The sequence below is a fragment of the Arthrobacter sp. 10N410 genome, from assembly GCF_056394945.1.
Genome location: NZ_JBFTIP010000008.1, coordinates 60,112 through 77,449 on the forward strand (window position 1 = coordinate 60,112; position 17,338 = coordinate 77,449).

The window sequence follows — 17,338 nt, forward strand, 5'->3', positions numbered from 1 at the left end:
ATGTCACCCGATGAACCCTCTGTGGATGCCCCACACGATGCTGAGCAGCCCCCGGCTGTCTCCATCGTTATTCCGGCGTACAACGAGGAAAGCGTCATCCGGCAGTGCCTGATTGCCGCCGTCTACCAGTCCGTCCCGGCGCACGAGATCATCGTGGTGGACAACATGTCTAAGGACCGCACCGCGGAGATCGTCCGCCAGATGCAGCTGGAGTACCCGGAGAGCCCGATCATCCTGCTCAGCCAGGACACAGTCCAGGGCCTCATCCCGACCCGGAACTTCGGCCTGGACCACGCCAGCGGGGATGTCCTGGGCAGGATCGACGCCGACTCGGTGCTGGAACCGGACTGGGTGGAACAGGTCCAGCAGGCCTTCGCGGACGCGTCAGTGCATGCCGCCACCGGGCCCGTTGTCTACTACGACATGCCAATGCGACGCTTCGGCCTTAAGGCCGACGACAAGATGCGCCAGCTCATGCTCAAGCTGGCCAAACACCAGTACCACTTCCTCTTCGGCTCCAACATGGCCCTGCGCCGTTCCGCGTGGGAGACCATTCGGCTGGAGACCTGCCGCGATGAGAAGGATGAGATGCATGAGGACATCGATCTCTCCCTTCACCTTGCCGACCACGAGCTGCGGATCCAGTACTGGCCGCAGATGGTGTCCGGGATGTCAGCGCGCCGGCTCGAGGATTCGCCCCGCGACTACCGTTACTACGTCACACGCTTCGACCGCACCTACAAGGCGCACAACGTCAAGAAAATGGCTCTGAAAGCGCCCATGGTGGTCTTCTTCTCGGTGTACTTCCCGGCGAAGCTGCTGCGCGCCATCCACACCGTCAACACGGCCCAGCCGGCCCGCCGCGGCGGCCAGTAGGGCCCGTAAGGCTCGCCGGCGCACCCGCGGCCGCCGCCGTCGTCAGTCCGTCCCCAGCTCCGCCAGCCGGGCGGCAGCACGCCGCACCGCGCGGGAGCGTCGCTGGCCCATCACGACGACGGCGAGTCCCACCAGGATCATGCCCAGGCCGGCATAGGTTCCGGCCGGCAGCGTCTCGCCCAGGAAGGCCGCCGCCAGCAGCGCCGCCCCCGGGATCTCCAGCAGGATGATCATTGAAACCAGCAACGGGCTCATCGTGGCGAGCAGGTGGTTGAACGCCGTGTGGCCCACCAGCTGCGCGCAGACGGTGATGGCCAGGATGCCCAGCCAGCCGGTCGCGTCGAAGCCCGCGAGCGGCTGCCCGGTGGCCAGGGCCAGCACCGCCACGACGGCGGCACACATGCCGTAGCAGAGTGTCGTGTAGACGCCGGTGCCCATGGTCTGGCGGGCCTTGCCGCCGGCCAGCGTGTAGATGCCCGCCAGCACGCCCCCGGCAACGGCGAGAAGATCCCCAACCAGGGCTTGCGGCGAGCTGCCCATGTCAAAGCCGGTGATGGCCACAACACCGCCGAAAGCGAGGCCGAGGCCGGCGAGGACCTGCCAGCGGTGCCGGACCCCGCGGAAGAGCTGGAACACGGCGATCCAGCCCGACTGCAGGCAGACCAGGGCGGTCGCTGCCGCCACCGACGTGAGCTGCAGGGACGTGATGAAGCAGGCGAAGTGCAGTGCCAGTGCCACCGCGGCCGCCAGCGACCAGCGGAACTCGCTGCCCGTGACCCGGCCGAACTGGCGGGGCTGGCGAACCAGCACGGGCCCGGCCATCACGGCCGCTCCGATGGCGTTGCGCCAGAAAGCGATTGCGAGGGCGCTGACGGACGTGGCGCCCAGGGTGGCGGCGATCAACGGGCCGGAGGAGGCGACACCCAGCACGCCGAGGGCGGCGAGGAAGAAGTTCACGCTCCAACAGTAGTGTGCCGGCGGGGGCGTCCAGGTTCCGCGCCGGCCCGTTACGGGAAGCCTCGAGGGCTTAACGCAAAAGGTCCCGGCCAGCGTTTCCGCTGGCCGGGACCTTTCCTATGGTGGAGGCACGGGGACTCGAACCCCGAACCCCCTGCTTGCAAAGCAGGTGCGCTACCAATTGCGCCATGCCCCCATAAGAAGCAACCCGTCAATCATACCCCGCTGCCGGAGAGCCGTTGCCAGCTTTCCTGCCGGGGTTCCGGGCTAATCAACCGTGTCGGTCGACTCGCTCCAGACTGCCTTCCGGGCTTCGGATTCCTGCACCTTCCTGTAGAGCAGGACGCCTGCGATCGTGGCTGCAACAACCAGCAACTTCTTCACATGCACCCCGTTCCGGTCCAGTTTCACGTGGACCTTTACAGGAACCAGTACAGGTTCCGTGGGCGTACCAGGACTTGAACCTGGGACCTCTTCGTTATCAGCGAAGCGCTCTAACCGCCTGAGCTATACGCCCCGATGCCTCATCGGGCCGAGATATGACTTTACAGCACATCCCGGCCCGATCTCAAATCGAGGCATTTCCCCGGAGAATATCCGGGAAAACTACGGGTTCTAGTCGTCCGTAAGGGTGACGCCGATGCCGCCCACGAGGGTGGCAGCGATGTTGTACAGCACCGCCGAAAGCATCGACAGGGCCGTCAGCAGCACCACGTTGATCACCGCGATGATCACCGCGAAGGAGGCAACCTGGCCGAGGGAGGCGACCTTCTTCAGTTCGAAGCCGCCGCTTTCGGAGCCGGCCAGGGTTCCGAGGAGCCCGTCCACCTGGTCGAAAATGCCGGTCAGGTCCAGGACGGTCCAGAGCACGATCGCGGCGACGACGGTCACGATGCCGAGCGCCACCGAGAGCAGGAAAGCCATCTTGAGCACGGACCAGGGGTCGACCTTGCTGATCAGCAGGCGCGCGCGGCGGACTTTCGCCTTCGGCGCCGGCTTAACCAGTCCCGGAGTTCCCTGGGCAGGGCGCTGGCCGGAGGCTTCCGGTCGCTGTCCGGCTGCTGCGGGACGCTGGCCCGGAGCGGCCGGCCGCTGTCCTGGGACAGCGGGACGCTGGCCGGGGACGGCGCCGGCCGGTCGCTGCTGCGGACGCGACGGGGCGTTCACCCGCGGGGCGGCAGCCGGCTGCCGCATCCCGCCGGGGCCGCTGCTCGACTTGGGATATGAGTCGGAATTGCTCACGCGTTACCTCCGGTATTGTCTTCGTCCAGCTCGGCATGGCCTGATGACTCATCTGACTCCGGGGCCGGTACTGATTCTGTCTCTGCGGACCCCTCGTGTGATCCGGTCTCTCCAGCCAACGTTACGTCATCCTGCTCCGTAGCCCGACTTTCATCGCCGCTTTCGAGGGCTGTTTCGTCGGTCTCGAGGCCGCGTTCGCTGTTGCGGGCCACCGCGATGATGCGGTCGTTCTTGTCCGGTTTGGCAAAGATCACGCCCATGGTGTCGCGGCCCTTTGCGGGGACCCCGGTCACGGAGGAGCGGACCACCTTGCCTCCTTCCATGACCACCAGGACTTCGTCTTCCTCGTTGACGATCAGGGCACCGACGAGGTGTCCGCGTTCTTCCTGGTACTTGCCGACCTTGATGCCGAGTCCACCGCGGCCCTGGAGACGGTATTCCTCCACCGCGGTCCGCTTGGCGAAGCCGCCTTCGGTGACGATGAAGACGAACGATCCGTCCTGTACGACGTCGGCCGCCAGCAGTTCGTCGTCCTCGCGGAACTTCATTCCGGTGACGCCGGACGTTGCCCGGCCCATCGGGCGCAGTGCCTCATCCGTGGCCGTGAAGCGGATCGACTGGCCCTTGCGGGAGACCAGCATCAGGTCATCCGTTTCGGACACCAGCTGTGCCGAGACCAGCTCATCGCCGTCGCGCAGGTTGATGGCGATCACGCCGGCGGAGCGGTTGGTGTCGTAGTCCTCCAGCCGCGTCTTCTTGACCAGGCCGCGCTTGGTGGCGAGCACCAGGTACGGGGCGTGCTGGTAGTCGCGCAGGTCCAGCACCTGGGCGATGTGCTCGTCCGGCTGGAAGGCCAACAGGTTCGCCACGTGCTGGCCCTTGGCGTCGCGGGCCGCTTCCACCAGTTCGTACGCCTTGGCACGGTACACGCGGCCCAGGTTCGTGAAGAACAGCAGCCAGTGGTGCGTGGTGGTGACGAAGAAGTGCTCCACGACGTCGTCGCCGCGCAGCTGGGCGCCCTTGATGCCCTTGCCGCCGCGCTGCTGCGACCGGTAGTTGTCGCTGCGGGTGCGCTTGACGTAGCCGCCCCGGGTGATCGTGACGACCATTTCCTCTTCGGGGATCAGATCCTCGATCGACATGTCGCCGTCGTAGCCCATCAGGACCTTGGTCTTGCGGTCGTCGCCGTGCTTGGCCACAATTTCGGCCAGCTCGGTGCTGATGATCTCGCGCTGGCGCTCCTCGGAGGCAAGGATCGAGTTGTATTCGGCGATCAGGGCTTCGAGTTCCGAGTGGCGGTCCTGGATCTTCTGCCGCTCCAGGGCGGCAAGCCGGCGCAGCTGCATATCCAGGATGGCCCGGGCCTGCAGTTCGTCGATGTCCAGCAGTTCCATCAGGCCGTCGCGGGCCGCTTCGGTGGTGGTGGAGGCACGGATCAGGGCGATGACCTCGTCCAGCGCGTCCAGCGCTTTGAGGAGGGCGCGCAGGATGTGCGCTTCCTCCTCCGCCTTGCGCAGGCGGTACCGGGTGCGCCGGGCGATGACGTCCATCTGGTGCGTGACCCAGTGCCGGATAAACGCGTCGAGGCTGAGCGTGCGCGGAACCCCGTCGACGATTGCAAGCATGTTCGCCGCGAAGTTGTCCTGCAGCTGGGTGTGCTTGTAGAGGTTGTTCAGCACCACCTTGGCGACGGCGTCGCGCTTGAGCACAATGACGAGGCGCTGGCCGGTGCGGCCCGAGGTCTCGTCGCGGAGGTCGGCGATGCCGGAAATCTTGCCGTCCTTGACGAGTTCGGCAATCTTGATCGCCAGGTTGTCCGGGTTGGCTTGGTACGGCAGCTCGGTGACCACGAGGCAGGTGCGGCCCTGGAGTTCCTCGACGTTGACGACGGCGCGCATGGTGATGGAGCCGCGGCCGGTCCGGTAAGCGTCCTCGATGCCCTTGTGGCCCAGGATCGTGGCGCCGGTCGGGAAGTCGGGACCCTTGATCCGCTGGATCAGTTCTTCGAGCAGCTCTTCGCGGCTGGCGGTCGGGTTGGCCAGGTACCACTGGACGCCGTCGGCAACCTCACGGAGGTTGTGCGGCGGAATGTTGGTGGCCATGCCGACGGCGATGCCGGACGAACCGTTAACCAGCAGGTTCGGGAAACGCGCCGGCAGAATGGTCGGTTCCTGGTTCTTGCCGTCGTAGTTGTCCTGGAAATCAACGGTTTCCTCATCAATGTCCCGGACCATTTCCATGGCCAGCGGTGCCATCTTGGTTTCGGTGTACCGGGGAGCCGCGGCGCCGTCGTTGCCGGGCGAACCGAAGTTGCCCTGGCCGAGTGCCAGCGGGTAGCGCATGGTCCAGTCCTGGATCAGGCGGACCAGGGCGTCGTAGATCGCGGTGTCGCCGTGCGGGTGGTACTGGCCCATGACCTCGCCGACCACGCGGGCACACTTGTTGAAGGACCGGTCGGGGCGGTAGCCGCCGTCGAACATCGCGTACAGCACGCGGCGGTGGACGGGCTTGAGTCCGTCGCGGACGTCCGGCAGCGCTCGTCCGACGATGACGGCCATGGCGTAGTCGAGGTAGGAGCGCTGCATTTCGGTCTGCAGGTCAACCTGTTCGACGCGGTCGGTCAGCACATCGGTGTCAAGAACGGTGCCTTCGAGCACGGGTTCCGCGCCGGATGCGGCTGGAACCTCGGGTGTTTCGTCACTCATAGTCTATATTTTCCGTTTCAGGTATATATCGGTTCTGGAATATTTAGGGCCTTGGCCGCTAGATATCGAGGAACCGAACGTCCTTGGCGTTCTGCTGAATGAAGTTTCGGCGGGATTCGACGTCCTCGCCCATCAGGACGGAGAAGGTCTGGTCCGCCGCCAGGGCGTCGTCCATGGTGACCTGCAGGAGGGTGCGGTGGTCCGGGTCCATGGTGGTGTCCCAGAGTTCCGTGTAGTCCATCTCGCCGAGGCCCTTGTAGCGCTGGATGCCGTTGTCCTTGGGGATACGGCGGCCGGCGGCTTGGCCGGAGACCAGCTTCGCGTCGCGTTCCCGGTCGCTGTAGACGTAGTCGTGCGGGGCGTTGGACCACTTGATCCGGTACAGCGGCGGCTGGGCCAGATAGACGTAGCCGTTCTCGATCAGCGGGCGCATGTAGCGGAACAGCAGCGTCATCAGCAGCGTGGTGATGTGCTGGCCGTCGACGTCGGCATCGGCCATCAGGACGATCTTGTGGTACCGGAGCTTGGCCAGGTCGAAGTCCTCGCCGATGCCGGTGCCGAACGCGGTGATCATGGACTGGACTTCGGCATTGCCGAGGGCTTTGTCGAGCCGGGCACGCTCGACGTTCAGGATCTTGCCGCGCAGCGGCAGGATGGCCTGGGTCTCGGGGTTGCGCCCGCGCTTGGCCGACCCGCCGGCCGAGTCACCCTCCACGAGGTAGACCTCGCACTTCTGCGGGTCCTTGGAGGAGCAGTCGGACAGCTTGCCGGGCATGCCGAACGATTCCAGCGGGCTCTTGCGGCGCGCGTTGTCGCGCGCCTTGCGGGCGGCCATCCGGGCCTGGGCCGCGGAGATGGCCTTGCGGATCACGTCGCGGGCCGGGCCGGGGTTGCGTTCCAGCCAGTCGCCGAGACCGTCGGTGACGACGCGCTGCACGAAGCCCTTGACCTCGGAGTTGCCGAGCTTGGTCTTGGTCTGACCCTCGAACTGCGGTTCGGCGAGCTTGACCGAGATGACTGCGGTCAGGCCTTCGCGGATGTCGTCGCCGGTGAGGTTGTCGTCCTTTTCCTTGATGATGCTCTTCTCCCGCGCGTAGCGGTTGATGAGCGAGGTCATCGCGGCGCGGAAACCCTCTTCGTGGGTTCCGCCCTCGTGGGTGTTGATGGTGTTGGCGTAGGTGTGGACGCTCTCGGAATAGGCGTTGGTCCACTGCATCGCCATTTCCAGGGCGATGTGCCGTTCCGTGTCCTCGGTTTCGAAGGCGATGACGTCCTCGTGGACGACGTCGACCTTTTTGCCGGAGTTCAGGTGCTTCACGTAGTCCAGCAAGCCGTCGTCGTACTGGTACACCACGGTGTGGAACTCCGCGGGGACTTCACCTTCGGTCTCGACGACGTCGAGATCCAGGTCGTCATCGTCGGACGGCTCCGCGGCCGCGCGGCGCTCGTCGGTCAACGTGATGCGCAGTCCCTTGTTCAGGAACGCCATCTGTTGGAAGCGGGCCCGCAGGGTTTCAAAATCGAACTCGGTGGATTCGAAGATGGTGCCGTCCGGGTAGAACGTCTGGGTGGTTCCGGTTTCCTGGGTTTCCTCGCCCTTGACCAGGCTGCCCTGGGGCTTGCCGCCGTCGGCGAAGGACATCCGCCAGACGTGGCCCTGCCGGCGCACCTCAGTGTCAACGCGGCTGGAGAGCGCGTTCACCACCGAAATGCCGACGCCGTGCAGGCCGCCGGAGACCGCGTATCCGCCGCCGCCGAACTTTCCGCCGGCGTGCAGGATGGTCATGACAACCTCCACCGTGGGCTTGTGCTCGGTGGGGTGCATGTCCACGGGGATGCCGCGGCCGTTGTCGACGACCTTGACGCCGCCGTCGGCCTGCAGGACGATCTCGATGTGCGTGCAGTACCCGGCCAGCGCTTCATCGACCGAGTTGTCCACGACTTCATAGACCAGGTGGTGCAGGCCGCGCGGACCGGTGGAACCGATGTACATGCCGGGGCGTTTCCGGACCGCCTCCAGGCCCTCAAGCACCGTGATGTCGCTGGCGCCGTACTCGCGGGGGGTCACCGCCTCCGCAGGGGTGGCCGCTGAAGCACCTTCCGCCGCTGGGTCCGCTGCCGGGAAATCTGTATTGTCGTTAGCCACAGGCGCTTTCGACTCCTCTATGTTCGTTGAAGGCCGGCCGTCGCCGCTTCCGAAGAGGAACGGTTACCGCCAACAGGCACGTCACTGTTGGCACCGCTGCATGGATCGCCTCAGCCAATTCCGCGCAAAGAAATTGCGTCGGAAACGGACTCAGTCGACGTTTCACCGGCGCCCAGTTATCTACCACGATTCTACCGTGTTATAGGAGGGATTCCCGCATTCCAGAGGCCCAAACGGCAGCTAAAGTGCCGCTGAGAGGCCGTTGGCTCCGGCTGCACGGCTCCCGGGGTCCTCCGGTTGGGTTCCTATACGCGTCTGGGGCGTTGGAGCGCCCTACACGGCGCTTGCGGATTTTTCAATAGTCTTGGAAGAAGTGCTTCATACCCGGCGGTGCTGACTGGACCGCGGACCGCGCCGCGGGCTATCCGTAAGTGTCGCGCGGGCCGCGGCCGTTGACCGTCCGGGCACCCTTGCGCCAGCTTGGCGCCGCGGGACCGAGCACCTGAATGCTGGTCACGACGCCCTCACCCAGTTCCATGCGGAATTTTTCCAGCAGACTCAAGCTGAGCAGGCGCAGCTGGGTGGCCCAAGCCGTGGAATCGCAGCGCACGTGGAGGGTCGTGTCGGTAAAGCTCTCCGGTGTGCAGTGTGCGGAAATTTCCGGTCCCACCAGGGCCGGCCATTGCGCCATTACGGAACCGACAGCCACAGGTGAGCTCCAGCCCCGTTCCGCGACGAGCCGTCCCACCACCTTGCCGAGCCCCAGCGGGTCCCGTCCGGTGCCGTGGAACTGGCTGAATCCGCGGGTGCCGGCACTGCGGGCCGGCTTTTGGGTGCTGCCCGGCCTTGGGGGCGCCTTCCGGCGGATTTCTCCCCGGGCTGCCGCGGCATCGCGCATCCGGTTCAAAGCTGCCTGGGCGGCGTCGATGTCATCGGGGTCGCGGCCCGGCTGCAGGCCTCCGTCGGTATCCTTATTCATCGCTTGTCCGGCTCATCGATTCCTCCCGGAATGACCTTCACCCGCCGTCCGGCCAATTCTGCCGGGATGTCCTCCTCGACGGCGGCGGTCACCAGGACCTGTTCCGCGCCGGATACTATTGCCGCCAGTTTACGCCGCCGCTGGACGTCCAGTTCGGCAAAAACGTCATCAAGGATCAGGATCGGCGCGGAGCCGCCGGTGCGTGCGTCGTCCAGCATCACATAGTACGAGGCGAGGCGCAGGGACAGGCACATGGACCACGTTTCCCCGTGCGAGGCATACCCCTTGGCGGGTGCCTGCCCCAGGACCAGTTCCAGCTCGTCGCGGTGCGGGCCCACGAGCGAGATTCCGCGTTCCAGTTCCTTGCGGCGCGAGGCCGCGAACGCTTGGATGTAGCGTTCGGTGAGTTCCTCCACACTCAGCCGGCGGAGGTCCTCGAGGCTGGCCGGGGCGTCAGCGGCTCCGCCCGCTGACGCTTCGCCGTCGTCGTCGAGCACCCCCTGCAAGGTGGAGCGGTAGACCGCTCCGGCCTCCTTGGACCCGTCAGTGAGCTGGGCGTAGGCGTTCTTAAGATGCGGCTGCAGCAGTTCCACCAGCTCAAGCCGGGCGTGCAGGAGTTCCGCTCCGGCCCGAGCCATGTGCTGGTCCCAGACATCAAGCGTTGCCTCGTGGCCGGCGGTGAACTTGCCGGAACGGCCGGATTTGAGCAGCGCGTTGCGCTGTTTCAGCACCCGGTCGTAGTCGCCGCGCGTGGCGGCGTGCCGGGGAACGAGACTGACCAGGAGCTCATCCAGGAAACGGCGCCGGTTGGACGGATCGCCCTTGACTAGGGCGAGGTCTTCCGGGGCAAAGAGAACCGTCTGGCAGATCCCCAGGATGTCCCTGGCCCGGACCGGGTTGCTTCGGTTGATGCGTGCCCGGTTGGCGCGGCCGCCGTTGATTTCCAGCTCCAGCACGGTGGACTCTTCGCCGCGGACCAGTTTGGCGCGGATCATTGCACGCTCGGTGCCGAACCGCAGCAGCGGGGCATCGGTGCTGACCCGGTGCGAGCTCAGCGTGGCCAAGTAGCCGATGGCTTCCATCAGGTTGGTCTTGCCGATGCCGTTGGAGCCCACAAGCACCGTGACACCGGGTTCCAGGCTGAGGTCAACCTGGGCATAACTGCGGAAGTCTGTCAGCGAAAGTTGTTCGAGGTACACGCCGGTTGCAGGATTCCAGGGACTACTTGGCCGGCCGGGTCGCGTGGCCGCCGAACTGGTGGCGCAGGGCGGACACCATCTTCATGGCAGGCGAGCTGTCTTCGCGGGAGGAGAAGCGTGCGAACAGCGCCGCCGTGATGGCCGGGGCTGGCACCGCGTTGGCAATGGCTTCCTCCACCGTCCACCGTCCCTCGCCCGAGTCCTCGACGTAGTCGTCAATGGATTCCAGTCCGGGATCCTCGTCCAGGGCTTTGACCATGAGGTCCAGCAGCCAGGAGCGGACAACGGTGCCCTTCTGCCAGGCCCGGAAGGTGCCGGGCAGGTCGGTCACGATGTCCTTCGCCGCAAGGAGTTCGTAGCCTTCCGCATAGGCCTGCATCAGGCCGTATTCGATGCCGTTGTGCACCATCTTGGCGTAGTGTCCGGCGCCGACGCCGCCCACGTGCACGAAGCTGTCCGCGCGGTCGCCTTCCGGGCGGAGTGCGTCAAAGACCGGGAGTGCCCGTTCGATGTCGGCAGGATCACCGCCGGCCATCAGTCCGTAGCCGTTCTGCAGGCCCCAGACCCCGCCGGACACCCCGCAGTCCGCAAAACGGACGCCCTTTTCGGCCAGCGCAGCCGCGTGCTTCTGGTCCTCGGTGAAGCGGGAGTTGCCTCCGTCGATCACCAGGTCACCGGCGTCGAGCTTGTTGCCGAGTTCGCTGATGACGGCGTCGGTGATCTCGCCGGCGGGAACCATGACCCAGATCAGACGCGGCGCCGGCAGTGCGGCAATCAGCTCGTCAACGGTGGCCACGTCGGTGACATCCGGATTGCGGTCGAAACCGGTGACCTGGATTCCACCCTTGCGCAGGCGTTCGCGCATGTTGAAACCCATTTTTCCAAGGCCGATCAGTCCAATGTGCATAGTGCGGGTTCTCTTTCTGCATTGGGTGTCGGTTGTCGATTTGGGGCCCAGAACGACAACAACTGCCTGGGCCCACGCCGCCAGGGTTCCCTGGCCGAGCTTGCGAGGCGAGGGTGGCGGTGGGGGCTAGTTGGGCAGACGGACCGGCATGACCAGGTAGCGGTAGTCGTCCTGGTCCTCGCCGTCGGCGTCCTGCTGGGCGGTGATCATCGCCGGCTTTGGCGCCGTGGTGAAGGAGAACCGCACAAACTTGGTCTCGATGACGCTCAGGCCCTCGATGAGGTAGTGGGGGTTGAAGGCCACGGTGATGTCTTCGCCGGTCAGCTGGGCTTCGAGCTCTTCTGAGGCCTGCGCGTCTTCACCGGTTCCGGCGTCAAGGTGCAGCTGTCCCTGGGTGAAGGCAAGCCGGACCGGGGTGTTGCGTTCGGCCACAAGCGAGACGCGGCGGACGGCTTCGACCAGTTCCTGGGTCTGCACGGTGGCGTGGATCGGGGTGGAATCCGGGAACAGCGACCGGATTTTCGGATAGTCGCCATCGACCAGGAGCGACGTCGTGGTGCGGCCGCCGCTCTCGAAACCGATCAGCCGGCTGTCGTCATCGGCGAGGGCGAGGTTGATATCGCCGCTGCCGCCGAGTGTCTTGGCCACTTCGTTGAGGGTCTTGGCTTTCACCAGGGCGCTGGTGGAGATGCCCGGAGTTGCGGGCTTCCAGGGCACTTCGCGCATGGCGAGGCGGTAGCGGTCGGTGGCGAGCAGCGTGATGAGGTCGTCCTCGATCTCCATCCGGACGCCGGTGAGAATGGGCAGCGTGTCGTCCTTGCTGGCCGCGATAATCACCTGGGAAACGGCCTGCGCGAACGAATCGCCTGGCACGGTGCCACTGATCGGGGGCAGCGCGGGCAGCGGCGGGTATTCCGCCTCCGGCATCGTGGCCAGGTGGAAGCTGCTCCGGCGGCAGGTCAGGGTGACTTTGTTGCCGTCGGTTTCGATTTCGACCGGGGCGGAGGGCAGGCTGCGGCAAATGTCCGCGAGCAGGCGGCCGGAGACCAGGATCGTGCCCTCGGTGGTGATGTCAGCGGGGATTTCCAGGCGTGCCGAGGTCTCGTAGTCAAAGCTGGAGAGGCTGACAGTGCCGGCTTCTGCCTTGAGGAGCAAACCGGAAAGCACGGGAACAGGCGGCCGCGGAGACAACGACCGGGCGGTCCAGGTCACGGCTTCGGCCAGGACGTCCCGTTCGACTCTGAACTTCACGGAAGGGTGCCGCCTTTCATTGCTGCTGACAAAAGCTAAAACTCACAGGGCCATGGCGACCCCGGCGCGCTGCCGGATCCGCCAAAAAGGTAAGTGCATGCACTCCAGGTCTTTCTCCGCCGCTGTCCGTTTCCGGGTTGCGAATGACAAGAGAGTGTCCGGGACGGACGCACTGCAGACAGCTTAGCCCCAAGATCCTAGTTCTCCCATCCCCGGGTTACACCAGTGTGGTTCCGGAGCGGGCTTCCGGGCCGGGCTTCCGGAGGGCCTGTGCTGGCAGGTGGGGGGTCGGAAGGAAACTGTTGTTTGAGGGAATTTCATTTTCTTGGGATTAGTAGTGTTAATAACTGCTGTGGAAACTGTGGATAACTCGGTCTGGCCGTGCGTTTCCGGGGTTAAGCCCTGTTCATGGACTGTGGGTGGAGCAGGTTTTAAACAGGGTGTGGATGGGGACAACATTTTCGGGCGTTGCGCCGATCCACAGGCGCCTTAAGGGTTTTAAGCCCATTAACCGCGGTTGTCCCCTTAAGTATCCACAGGGTTGTCCACAGGCCCCTGTTAATAAGGTAAGAGTGCGCGGCGCCGATACTCAGGAATTGCGCTGCTGCTGCTTGATCCGGTTGGTCAGTTCAGTAACCTGGTTGTAGATCACGCGGCGCTCCGCCATCAGTTCGCGGATCTTCCGGTCCGCGTGGATGACCGTGGTGTGGTCGCGGCCGCCGAGCTCCTGGCCAATCTTGGGCAGGGACATGTCGGTGAGCTCCCGGCACAGGTACATCGCGATCTGCCGCGCGGTGACCAGGGTCCGCGTGCGGGACTTGCTGCAGAGTTCTTCCATGCTGAGCTTGAAGTAGTCGGCCGTCTGGGTGAGGATCTGCGCAGAGGTGATCTCCTGGGCGCCGTCGTCGGTGATCAGGTCCTTGAGCACCATTTCGGCCAGGGCCACATCCACCGGCTGCCGGTTCAGGCTCGCGAACGCCGTGACCCGGATCAGCGCACCCTCAAGTTCGCGGATGTTGCTGGAGATCTTCGAAGCGATGTACTCCAGTGCGTCGTCCGGGGCGGACAGGCCTTCGCTCAGCGCCTTCTTGCGCAGGATAGCGATGCGCGTTTCCAGTTCCGGCGGCTGGATGTCGGTCAGCAGGCCCCACTCGAAGCGGGACTTCATGCGGTCTTCGAAGCCGGCGAGCAGCTTGGGCGGCTGGTCGGAGGTGATGACGACCTGCTTGTTGTTGTTGTGCAGGGCGTTGAAAGTGTGGAAGAACTCCTCCAGCGTCCGGTCCTTGCCGGCCAGGAACTGGATGTCATCGATCAGCAGAACGTCCACGTTGCGGTAGGTGGTCTTGAAGCTGGTGCCTTCATCGTCGCGGATGGAGTTGATGAAGTCGTTCGTGAATTCCTCGGAGTTCACATAGCGGACCCGGATGCCGCTGTAGAGCCGGCGGGCGTAGTGGCCGATCGCGTGCAGCAGGTGGGTTTTGCCCAGACCTGAGTCCCCGTAGATGAACAGCGGGTTGTACGCCTTGGCAGGCGCTTCGGCGACGGCGACGGCGGCCGCGTGGGCAAAGCGGTTGGAGGAACCGATCACGAAGGTGTCGAAGACGTACTTCGGATTGAGCCGACCGAATTCGTGGGAAGTGCTCGGCAGCATTGGCTGCGGCTTCAGTTCCACCATGGGGTCGGCGACCAGGGACAGTTCGGCCGTTGGTTCGGGCTCGACATGCAGTGGCACCAGATCGGTGTCGACGTCGATCGCGCAGCGGATTTCGTCGGAAAAGACATCCCGCAGGGCGTCGTCGAGGGCTTCCTTGACCTGGGTCTGGAGTACCTCGCGGGTGAGTTCGTTGGGTACGGCCACCAGCAAGGTTGAGCCGATCAGTCCCTGGGCCTGGGCGAGGATCACGAAGCCACGCTGCCGGGGAGTGACCCGGTGGTCGTTCTCAAGAAGGCTGACAACCCGCCGCCAGGAACTTCCGACGGTGTTTGCTTGGTTGGCTTCGTCTACCGTCATCAATCAGTTCCTCAAACCTTGCTTGCCTGCGTTACCTGCAGCCACGAGGCCTGAACCAGACTGCTGGCCCCGGCTTAATCCACAGGGTTGTGCACAGTCCGTGGATAATCGGCTACTGGGACACTCTAGGGGATGAAAAGACTAGAAGATAGCTGGGATCAGCCCTGTGGATAATTACACTGGTGTGGTTCCAAATGCGGGGGCGTGACCCACTTCATCCACAGGCTGGCGACCGGGTTAACCACAGCTGGGGACAGGCGGCTGAACACCTCCCGGTTTGACTCTGGGGGCGCTTTTCCCCTAACGTTGTGAAGTCCTTTGTGTCCGCTTTTCGCCTCATTGAATCTCTCCCCGACGCCTGCGTCTTGCGAGTCGAGGGTAGCGGCACATACAAAACTTAGCGTCGGCCAGTTCTTCCCCTTTTTTGATCGGGTGGGCGCACCTTTGATCCACTGGAGTAACTAACGTGAGCAAGCGGACTTTTCAGCCGAATAACCGCCGTCGAGCCAAGAAGCACGGCTTCCGCCTTCGTATGCGTACCCGTGCCGGCCGTGCCATCCTGGCAGCCCGTCGTGGCAAGGGCCGCACCGAGCTGTCGGCCTAAATAACTGACTCGTCGGTCACCATCCCTATGCGAGTTGAACGGTGCTAGCCACCCGGAACCGTCTGAGGACCCCTACCGATTTTTCAACAACTGTACGTTCCGGCGTCCGCAATGGACGCCGGAACTTAGTGTTATATACGGCAGCTCTCGCTGCCGATGAACCAAGCCGGATCGGTTTCATCGTTTCCAAGAGTGTTGGGAACGCTGTTGTCAGGAACCTCGTTAAGAGGAGACTAAGAGAAGCCGGCGCCTTGTCGCTGCAGAAATATCCCAGCGGGTTCGCTATCGTGGTCCGGGCACTGCCCGCCTCTGCGGCCGCCGGCTGGGATGATCTGTGCAGCGACTATGACGCCGCTTTGGAGACGACCATGAAACGCTTGGGCAGCCGCCTTCCACAGGCCGCTTCTACAGTTTCTTACGAGACAACACAGGAAGGGACCCCGCGTGCGTAACTCGACTGCCGCCGTCGTCCCTGTTTCTGAATCCCGCGTCAAAGCGGCCGTAGCCTGGCTCGGCCTTGCGGTCTGGAACCTGCCCCGCAACATCTTGATCCTGCTGCTGATGGCCTACCGCAAGGTGGTCTCGCCGCTGTACGGGCAGGTTTGCCGGTTTTTCCCCAGCTGCTCGGCGTACGCGCTGGAAGCGGTCACGGTGCATGGCGCCGTCAAGGGAAGCTGGCTCGCGGCCCGGCGCCTGGCGCGCTGCCACCCATGGAATTCCGGTGGAGTGGACCACGTCCCCGCCGGGCACCGGGAGTGGCCGGATGGCCACACCCCCAGAATTGTTGTGCTGAACAACCCGGATAAGTACCTGGCTGCTCAGTCTGATGGAGAAGGCCGCTCGGCGGCCTGACGAATAGGGATATCGTATGGACTTCTTTGAAACAATCATGTTTCCGTTCAAGTGGCTGGTTTCCATCATTATGGTGGGCTTCCACGATGGACTGAGCGCCATCGGCCTCCCGGCCGCCAACGGCTGGACCTGGACGCTGTCCATCATCGGGCTGGTGCTGGTCATCCGCGCCGCCCTGATCCCCGTGTTCGTCAAGCAGATCAAAGCCCAGCGCGGCATGCAGCTGCTCCAGCCCGACCTGAAGAAGCTTCAGGACAAGTACAAGGGCAAGACCGACCAGCTCTCCCGCCAGGCCATGGCACAGGAACAGATGGCCATGTACAAGAAGCACGGCACCAACCCGTTCTCGGCCTGCCTGCCGATGCTGATCCAGATGCCATTCTTCTTCGCGCTCTTCCAGGTTCTCTCCGGCATCAGTAACGCCAAGACCACCGGCAAGGGCATCGGCGCGCTGAGCCACGACCAGGTGGTGCAATTCGACGAATCCAGCATTTTCGGTGCCCCGCTTTCGGCATCCCTGCTGCACGGCGGTGGCGGCAACCAGATGGCGGTCTGGATCCTCTCGATCGTGATGATCCTGGCGATGACAGCCTCGCAGTTCATCACCCAGAAGCAGATCATGGCGAAGAACATGTCCGAAGAGGCCATGGCGAGCCCGTTCATGAAGCAGCAGAAGATGATGCTGTACGTCCTGCCGCTCGTCTTCGGCGTCGGCGGCATCAACTTCCCCATCGGTGTCCTGATCTACTGGACCACCACGAACCTTTGGACCATGGGCCAGCAGTTCTTCGTGATCCGCCGGATGCCGACGCCGGGCTCCCCCGCCGCGAAGGCCCTGGCCGAGCGCCGTGCCGCCAAGGGACTGCCGTCCCTGCCCCTGATGGGTGCCAAGAAGGCCGACGCCGAGGCTGAAGCGGCCGCCGCGGCGGCCGCCGTCGCCGCGAAGAGCCAGCGCATCCAGCCCCAGCGCAAGAACAGGAAGAGGAAGTAATGTCTGCCGAGAGCACCGAACACGCTATTTCCGCCGAAGCCCCCGATCAGGACACTTTCCAGGACGACGTGCAGGTAGACAGCAACCAGGAAGCCGGGGACGAGTCCCAGGACGCCGCTGCCGGTTCCGGAAAGGGCACCTCGGCAAGCCGCCTGGAGGAAGAGGGCGACGTCGCCGCGGACTACCTCGAGGAGCTCCTGGACATCGCCGACATCGACGGCGACATCGATATTGAGGTCCGAAACGGCCGCACCTACATCTCCATCGTTGCCGAGGAAGACTCCTCGGGACTGGAGAGCCTCGTTGGCGCCGACGGCGAGGTGCTCGAAGCCCTTCAGGAACTCACCCGCCTTGCGGTGCTCTCCGCCACGGAGAACCGCTCCCGCCTCGTGCTGGACATCAACGGCTACCGTGCCGACCGCGCCGGTGACCTGCAGCAGATCGCCGAAGACGCCATCGCTTCGGTCAAGGACACTGGCAAATCCGTCGCGCTGGCACCGATGAGCGCGTACGAGCGCAAGATTGTGCACGACGCCGTTGCCGATCTCGGATTCGTCAGCGAATCCGAAGGCGAAGGCGCCGACCGGCACATCGTTGTCTCCGCAGACTGAATCCGCG

Annotated in this window: 16 protein-coding genes and 2 tRNA genes; 6 read left to right on the forward strand and 12 right to left on the reverse strand. The window is 64.4% G+C overall.

From position 1 onward, the window contains the following. Nucleotides 1-876, forward strand: a complete 876-nt coding sequence (locus tag AC1DB8_RS15045) for a glycosyltransferase family 2 protein (RefSeq protein ID WP_476893470.1) — start codon at nucleotides 1-3, stop codon at nucleotides 874-876. 42 nt (nucleotides 877-918) lie between these two features. On the opposite strand, the gene AC1DB8_RS15050 is transcribed toward AC1DB8_RS15045, so the two are convergent. The 12 genes from AC1DB8_RS15050 to dnaA all read right to left on the reverse strand — a co-directional run bounded on the left by AC1DB8_RS15050 (nucleotide 919) and on the right by dnaA (nucleotide 14,273). Then, the gene (locus tag AC1DB8_RS15050; protein ID WP_441419127.1) at nucleotides 919-1,833 is read right to left on the reverse strand and encodes a DMT family transporter; all 915 of its coding nucleotides are present in this window, start codon (nucleotides 1,831-1,833) and stop codon (nucleotides 919-921) included. A 120-nt stretch (nucleotides 1,834-1,953) separates the two neighbouring features. Further along, nucleotides 1,954-2,029, reverse strand: a tRNA-Ala gene (locus AC1DB8_RS15055). Between the two features lie 71 nt (nucleotides 2,030-2,100). After that, nucleotides 2,101-2,244 carry a DLW-39 family protein gene (locus tag AC1DB8_RS15060; protein WP_175322972.1) on the reverse strand — a complete coding sequence of 48 codons (144 nt, stop codon included), beginning with the start codon at nucleotides 2,242-2,244 and terminating at the stop codon, nucleotides 2,101-2,103. A 32-nt stretch (nucleotides 2,245-2,276) separates the two neighbouring features. After that, nucleotides 2,277-2,350 (reverse strand) — tRNA-Ile (locus tag AC1DB8_RS15065). 98 nt (nucleotides 2,351-2,448) lie between these two features. After that, nucleotides 2,449-3,075 (reverse strand): DUF3566 domain-containing protein, encoded by a 627-nt coding sequence (locus AC1DB8_RS15070; protein WP_441419128.1) that lies wholly within the window; start codon nucleotides 3,073-3,075, stop codon nucleotides 2,449-2,451. Continuing rightward, entirely contained in the window at nucleotides 3,072-5,780 is a 2,709-nt protein-coding gene (gene gyrA, locus AC1DB8_RS15075; protein ID WP_441419129.1) for a DNA gyrase subunit A, read from the reverse strand. Before gyrA ends, AC1DB8_RS15070 begins: the two co-directional genes overlap by 4 nt. 58 nt (nucleotides 5,781-5,838) lie before the next feature. Continuing rightward, complete coding sequence (gene gyrB / locus AC1DB8_RS15080; protein WP_441419130.1) at nucleotides 5,839-7,926, reverse strand: DNA topoisomerase (ATP-hydrolyzing) subunit B; 2,088 nt, start codon at nucleotides 7,924-7,926, stop codon at nucleotides 5,839-5,841. A 421-nt stretch (nucleotides 7,927-8,347) separates the two neighbouring features. Further along, entirely contained in the window at nucleotides 8,348-8,905 is a 558-nt protein-coding gene (locus tag AC1DB8_RS15085) for a DciA family protein (protein WP_476893471.1), read from the reverse strand. Further along, nucleotides 8,902-10,104, reverse strand: coding sequence for a DNA replication/repair protein RecF (gene recF / locus AC1DB8_RS15090; protein ID WP_476893472.1), 1,203 nt, complete (start codon nucleotides 10,102-10,104; stop codon nucleotides 8,902-8,904). Before recF ends, AC1DB8_RS15085 begins: the two co-directional genes overlap by 4 nt. A gap of 22 nt (nucleotides 10,105-10,126) precedes the next feature. Beyond that, the gene (gene gnd / locus AC1DB8_RS15095) at nucleotides 10,127-11,011 is read right to left on the reverse strand and encodes a phosphogluconate dehydrogenase (NAD(+)-dependent, decarboxylating) (protein WP_441419133.1); all 885 of its coding nucleotides are present in this window, start codon (nucleotides 11,009-11,011) and stop codon (nucleotides 10,127-10,129) included. Nucleotides 11,012-11,137: 126 nt separating this feature from the next. After that, nucleotides 11,138-12,262, reverse strand: a complete 1,125-nt coding sequence (gene dnaN / locus AC1DB8_RS15100; protein ID WP_175323034.1) for a DNA polymerase III subunit beta — start codon at nucleotides 12,260-12,262, stop codon at nucleotides 11,138-11,140. Nucleotides 12,263-12,851: 589 nt separating this feature from the next. Then, a complete protein-coding gene (gene dnaA, locus AC1DB8_RS15105; protein ID WP_441419134.1) occupies nucleotides 12,852-14,273 on the reverse strand; it encodes a chromosomal replication initiator protein DnaA in 1,422 nt (473 codons plus the stop codon). Between the two features lie 466 nt (nucleotides 14,274-14,739). Here dnaA and rpmH point away from each other — a divergent pair, with 466 nt between their 5' ends. From rpmH to AC1DB8_RS15130, 5 genes are read left to right on the forward strand one after another with little or no spacing between them, the layout of a single operon-like run. Further along, a complete protein-coding gene (gene rpmH / locus AC1DB8_RS15110; RefSeq protein WP_003800212.1) occupies nucleotides 14,740-14,877 on the forward strand; it encodes a 50S ribosomal protein L34 in 138 nt (45 codons plus the stop codon). A gap of 41 nt (nucleotides 14,878-14,918) precedes the next feature. Next, a complete protein-coding gene (rnpA, locus tag AC1DB8_RS15115) occupies nucleotides 14,919-15,329 on the forward strand; it encodes a ribonuclease P protein component (protein ID WP_175323036.1) in 411 nt (136 codons plus the stop codon). Continuing rightward, the gene (gene yidD / locus AC1DB8_RS15120) at nucleotides 15,322-15,729 is read left to right on the forward strand and encodes a membrane protein insertion efficiency factor YidD (protein WP_441419135.1); all 408 of its coding nucleotides are present in this window, start codon (nucleotides 15,322-15,324) and stop codon (nucleotides 15,727-15,729) included. Before rnpA ends, yidD begins: the two co-directional genes overlap by 8 nt. 16 nt (nucleotides 15,730-15,745) lie before the next feature. Further along, on the forward strand, nucleotides 15,746-16,720 hold the full coding sequence (gene yidC, locus AC1DB8_RS15125; protein WP_441419136.1) for a membrane protein insertase YidC: 975 nt from the start codon (nucleotides 15,746-15,748) through the stop codon (nucleotides 16,718-16,720). Beyond that, entirely contained in the window at nucleotides 16,720-17,331 is a 612-nt protein-coding gene (locus AC1DB8_RS15130; RefSeq protein WP_441419137.1) for a Jag family protein, read from the forward strand. The genes yidC and AC1DB8_RS15130 overlap by 1 nt, the downstream gene beginning before the upstream one ends. Nucleotides 17,332-17,338 lie beyond the last annotated feature (7 nt).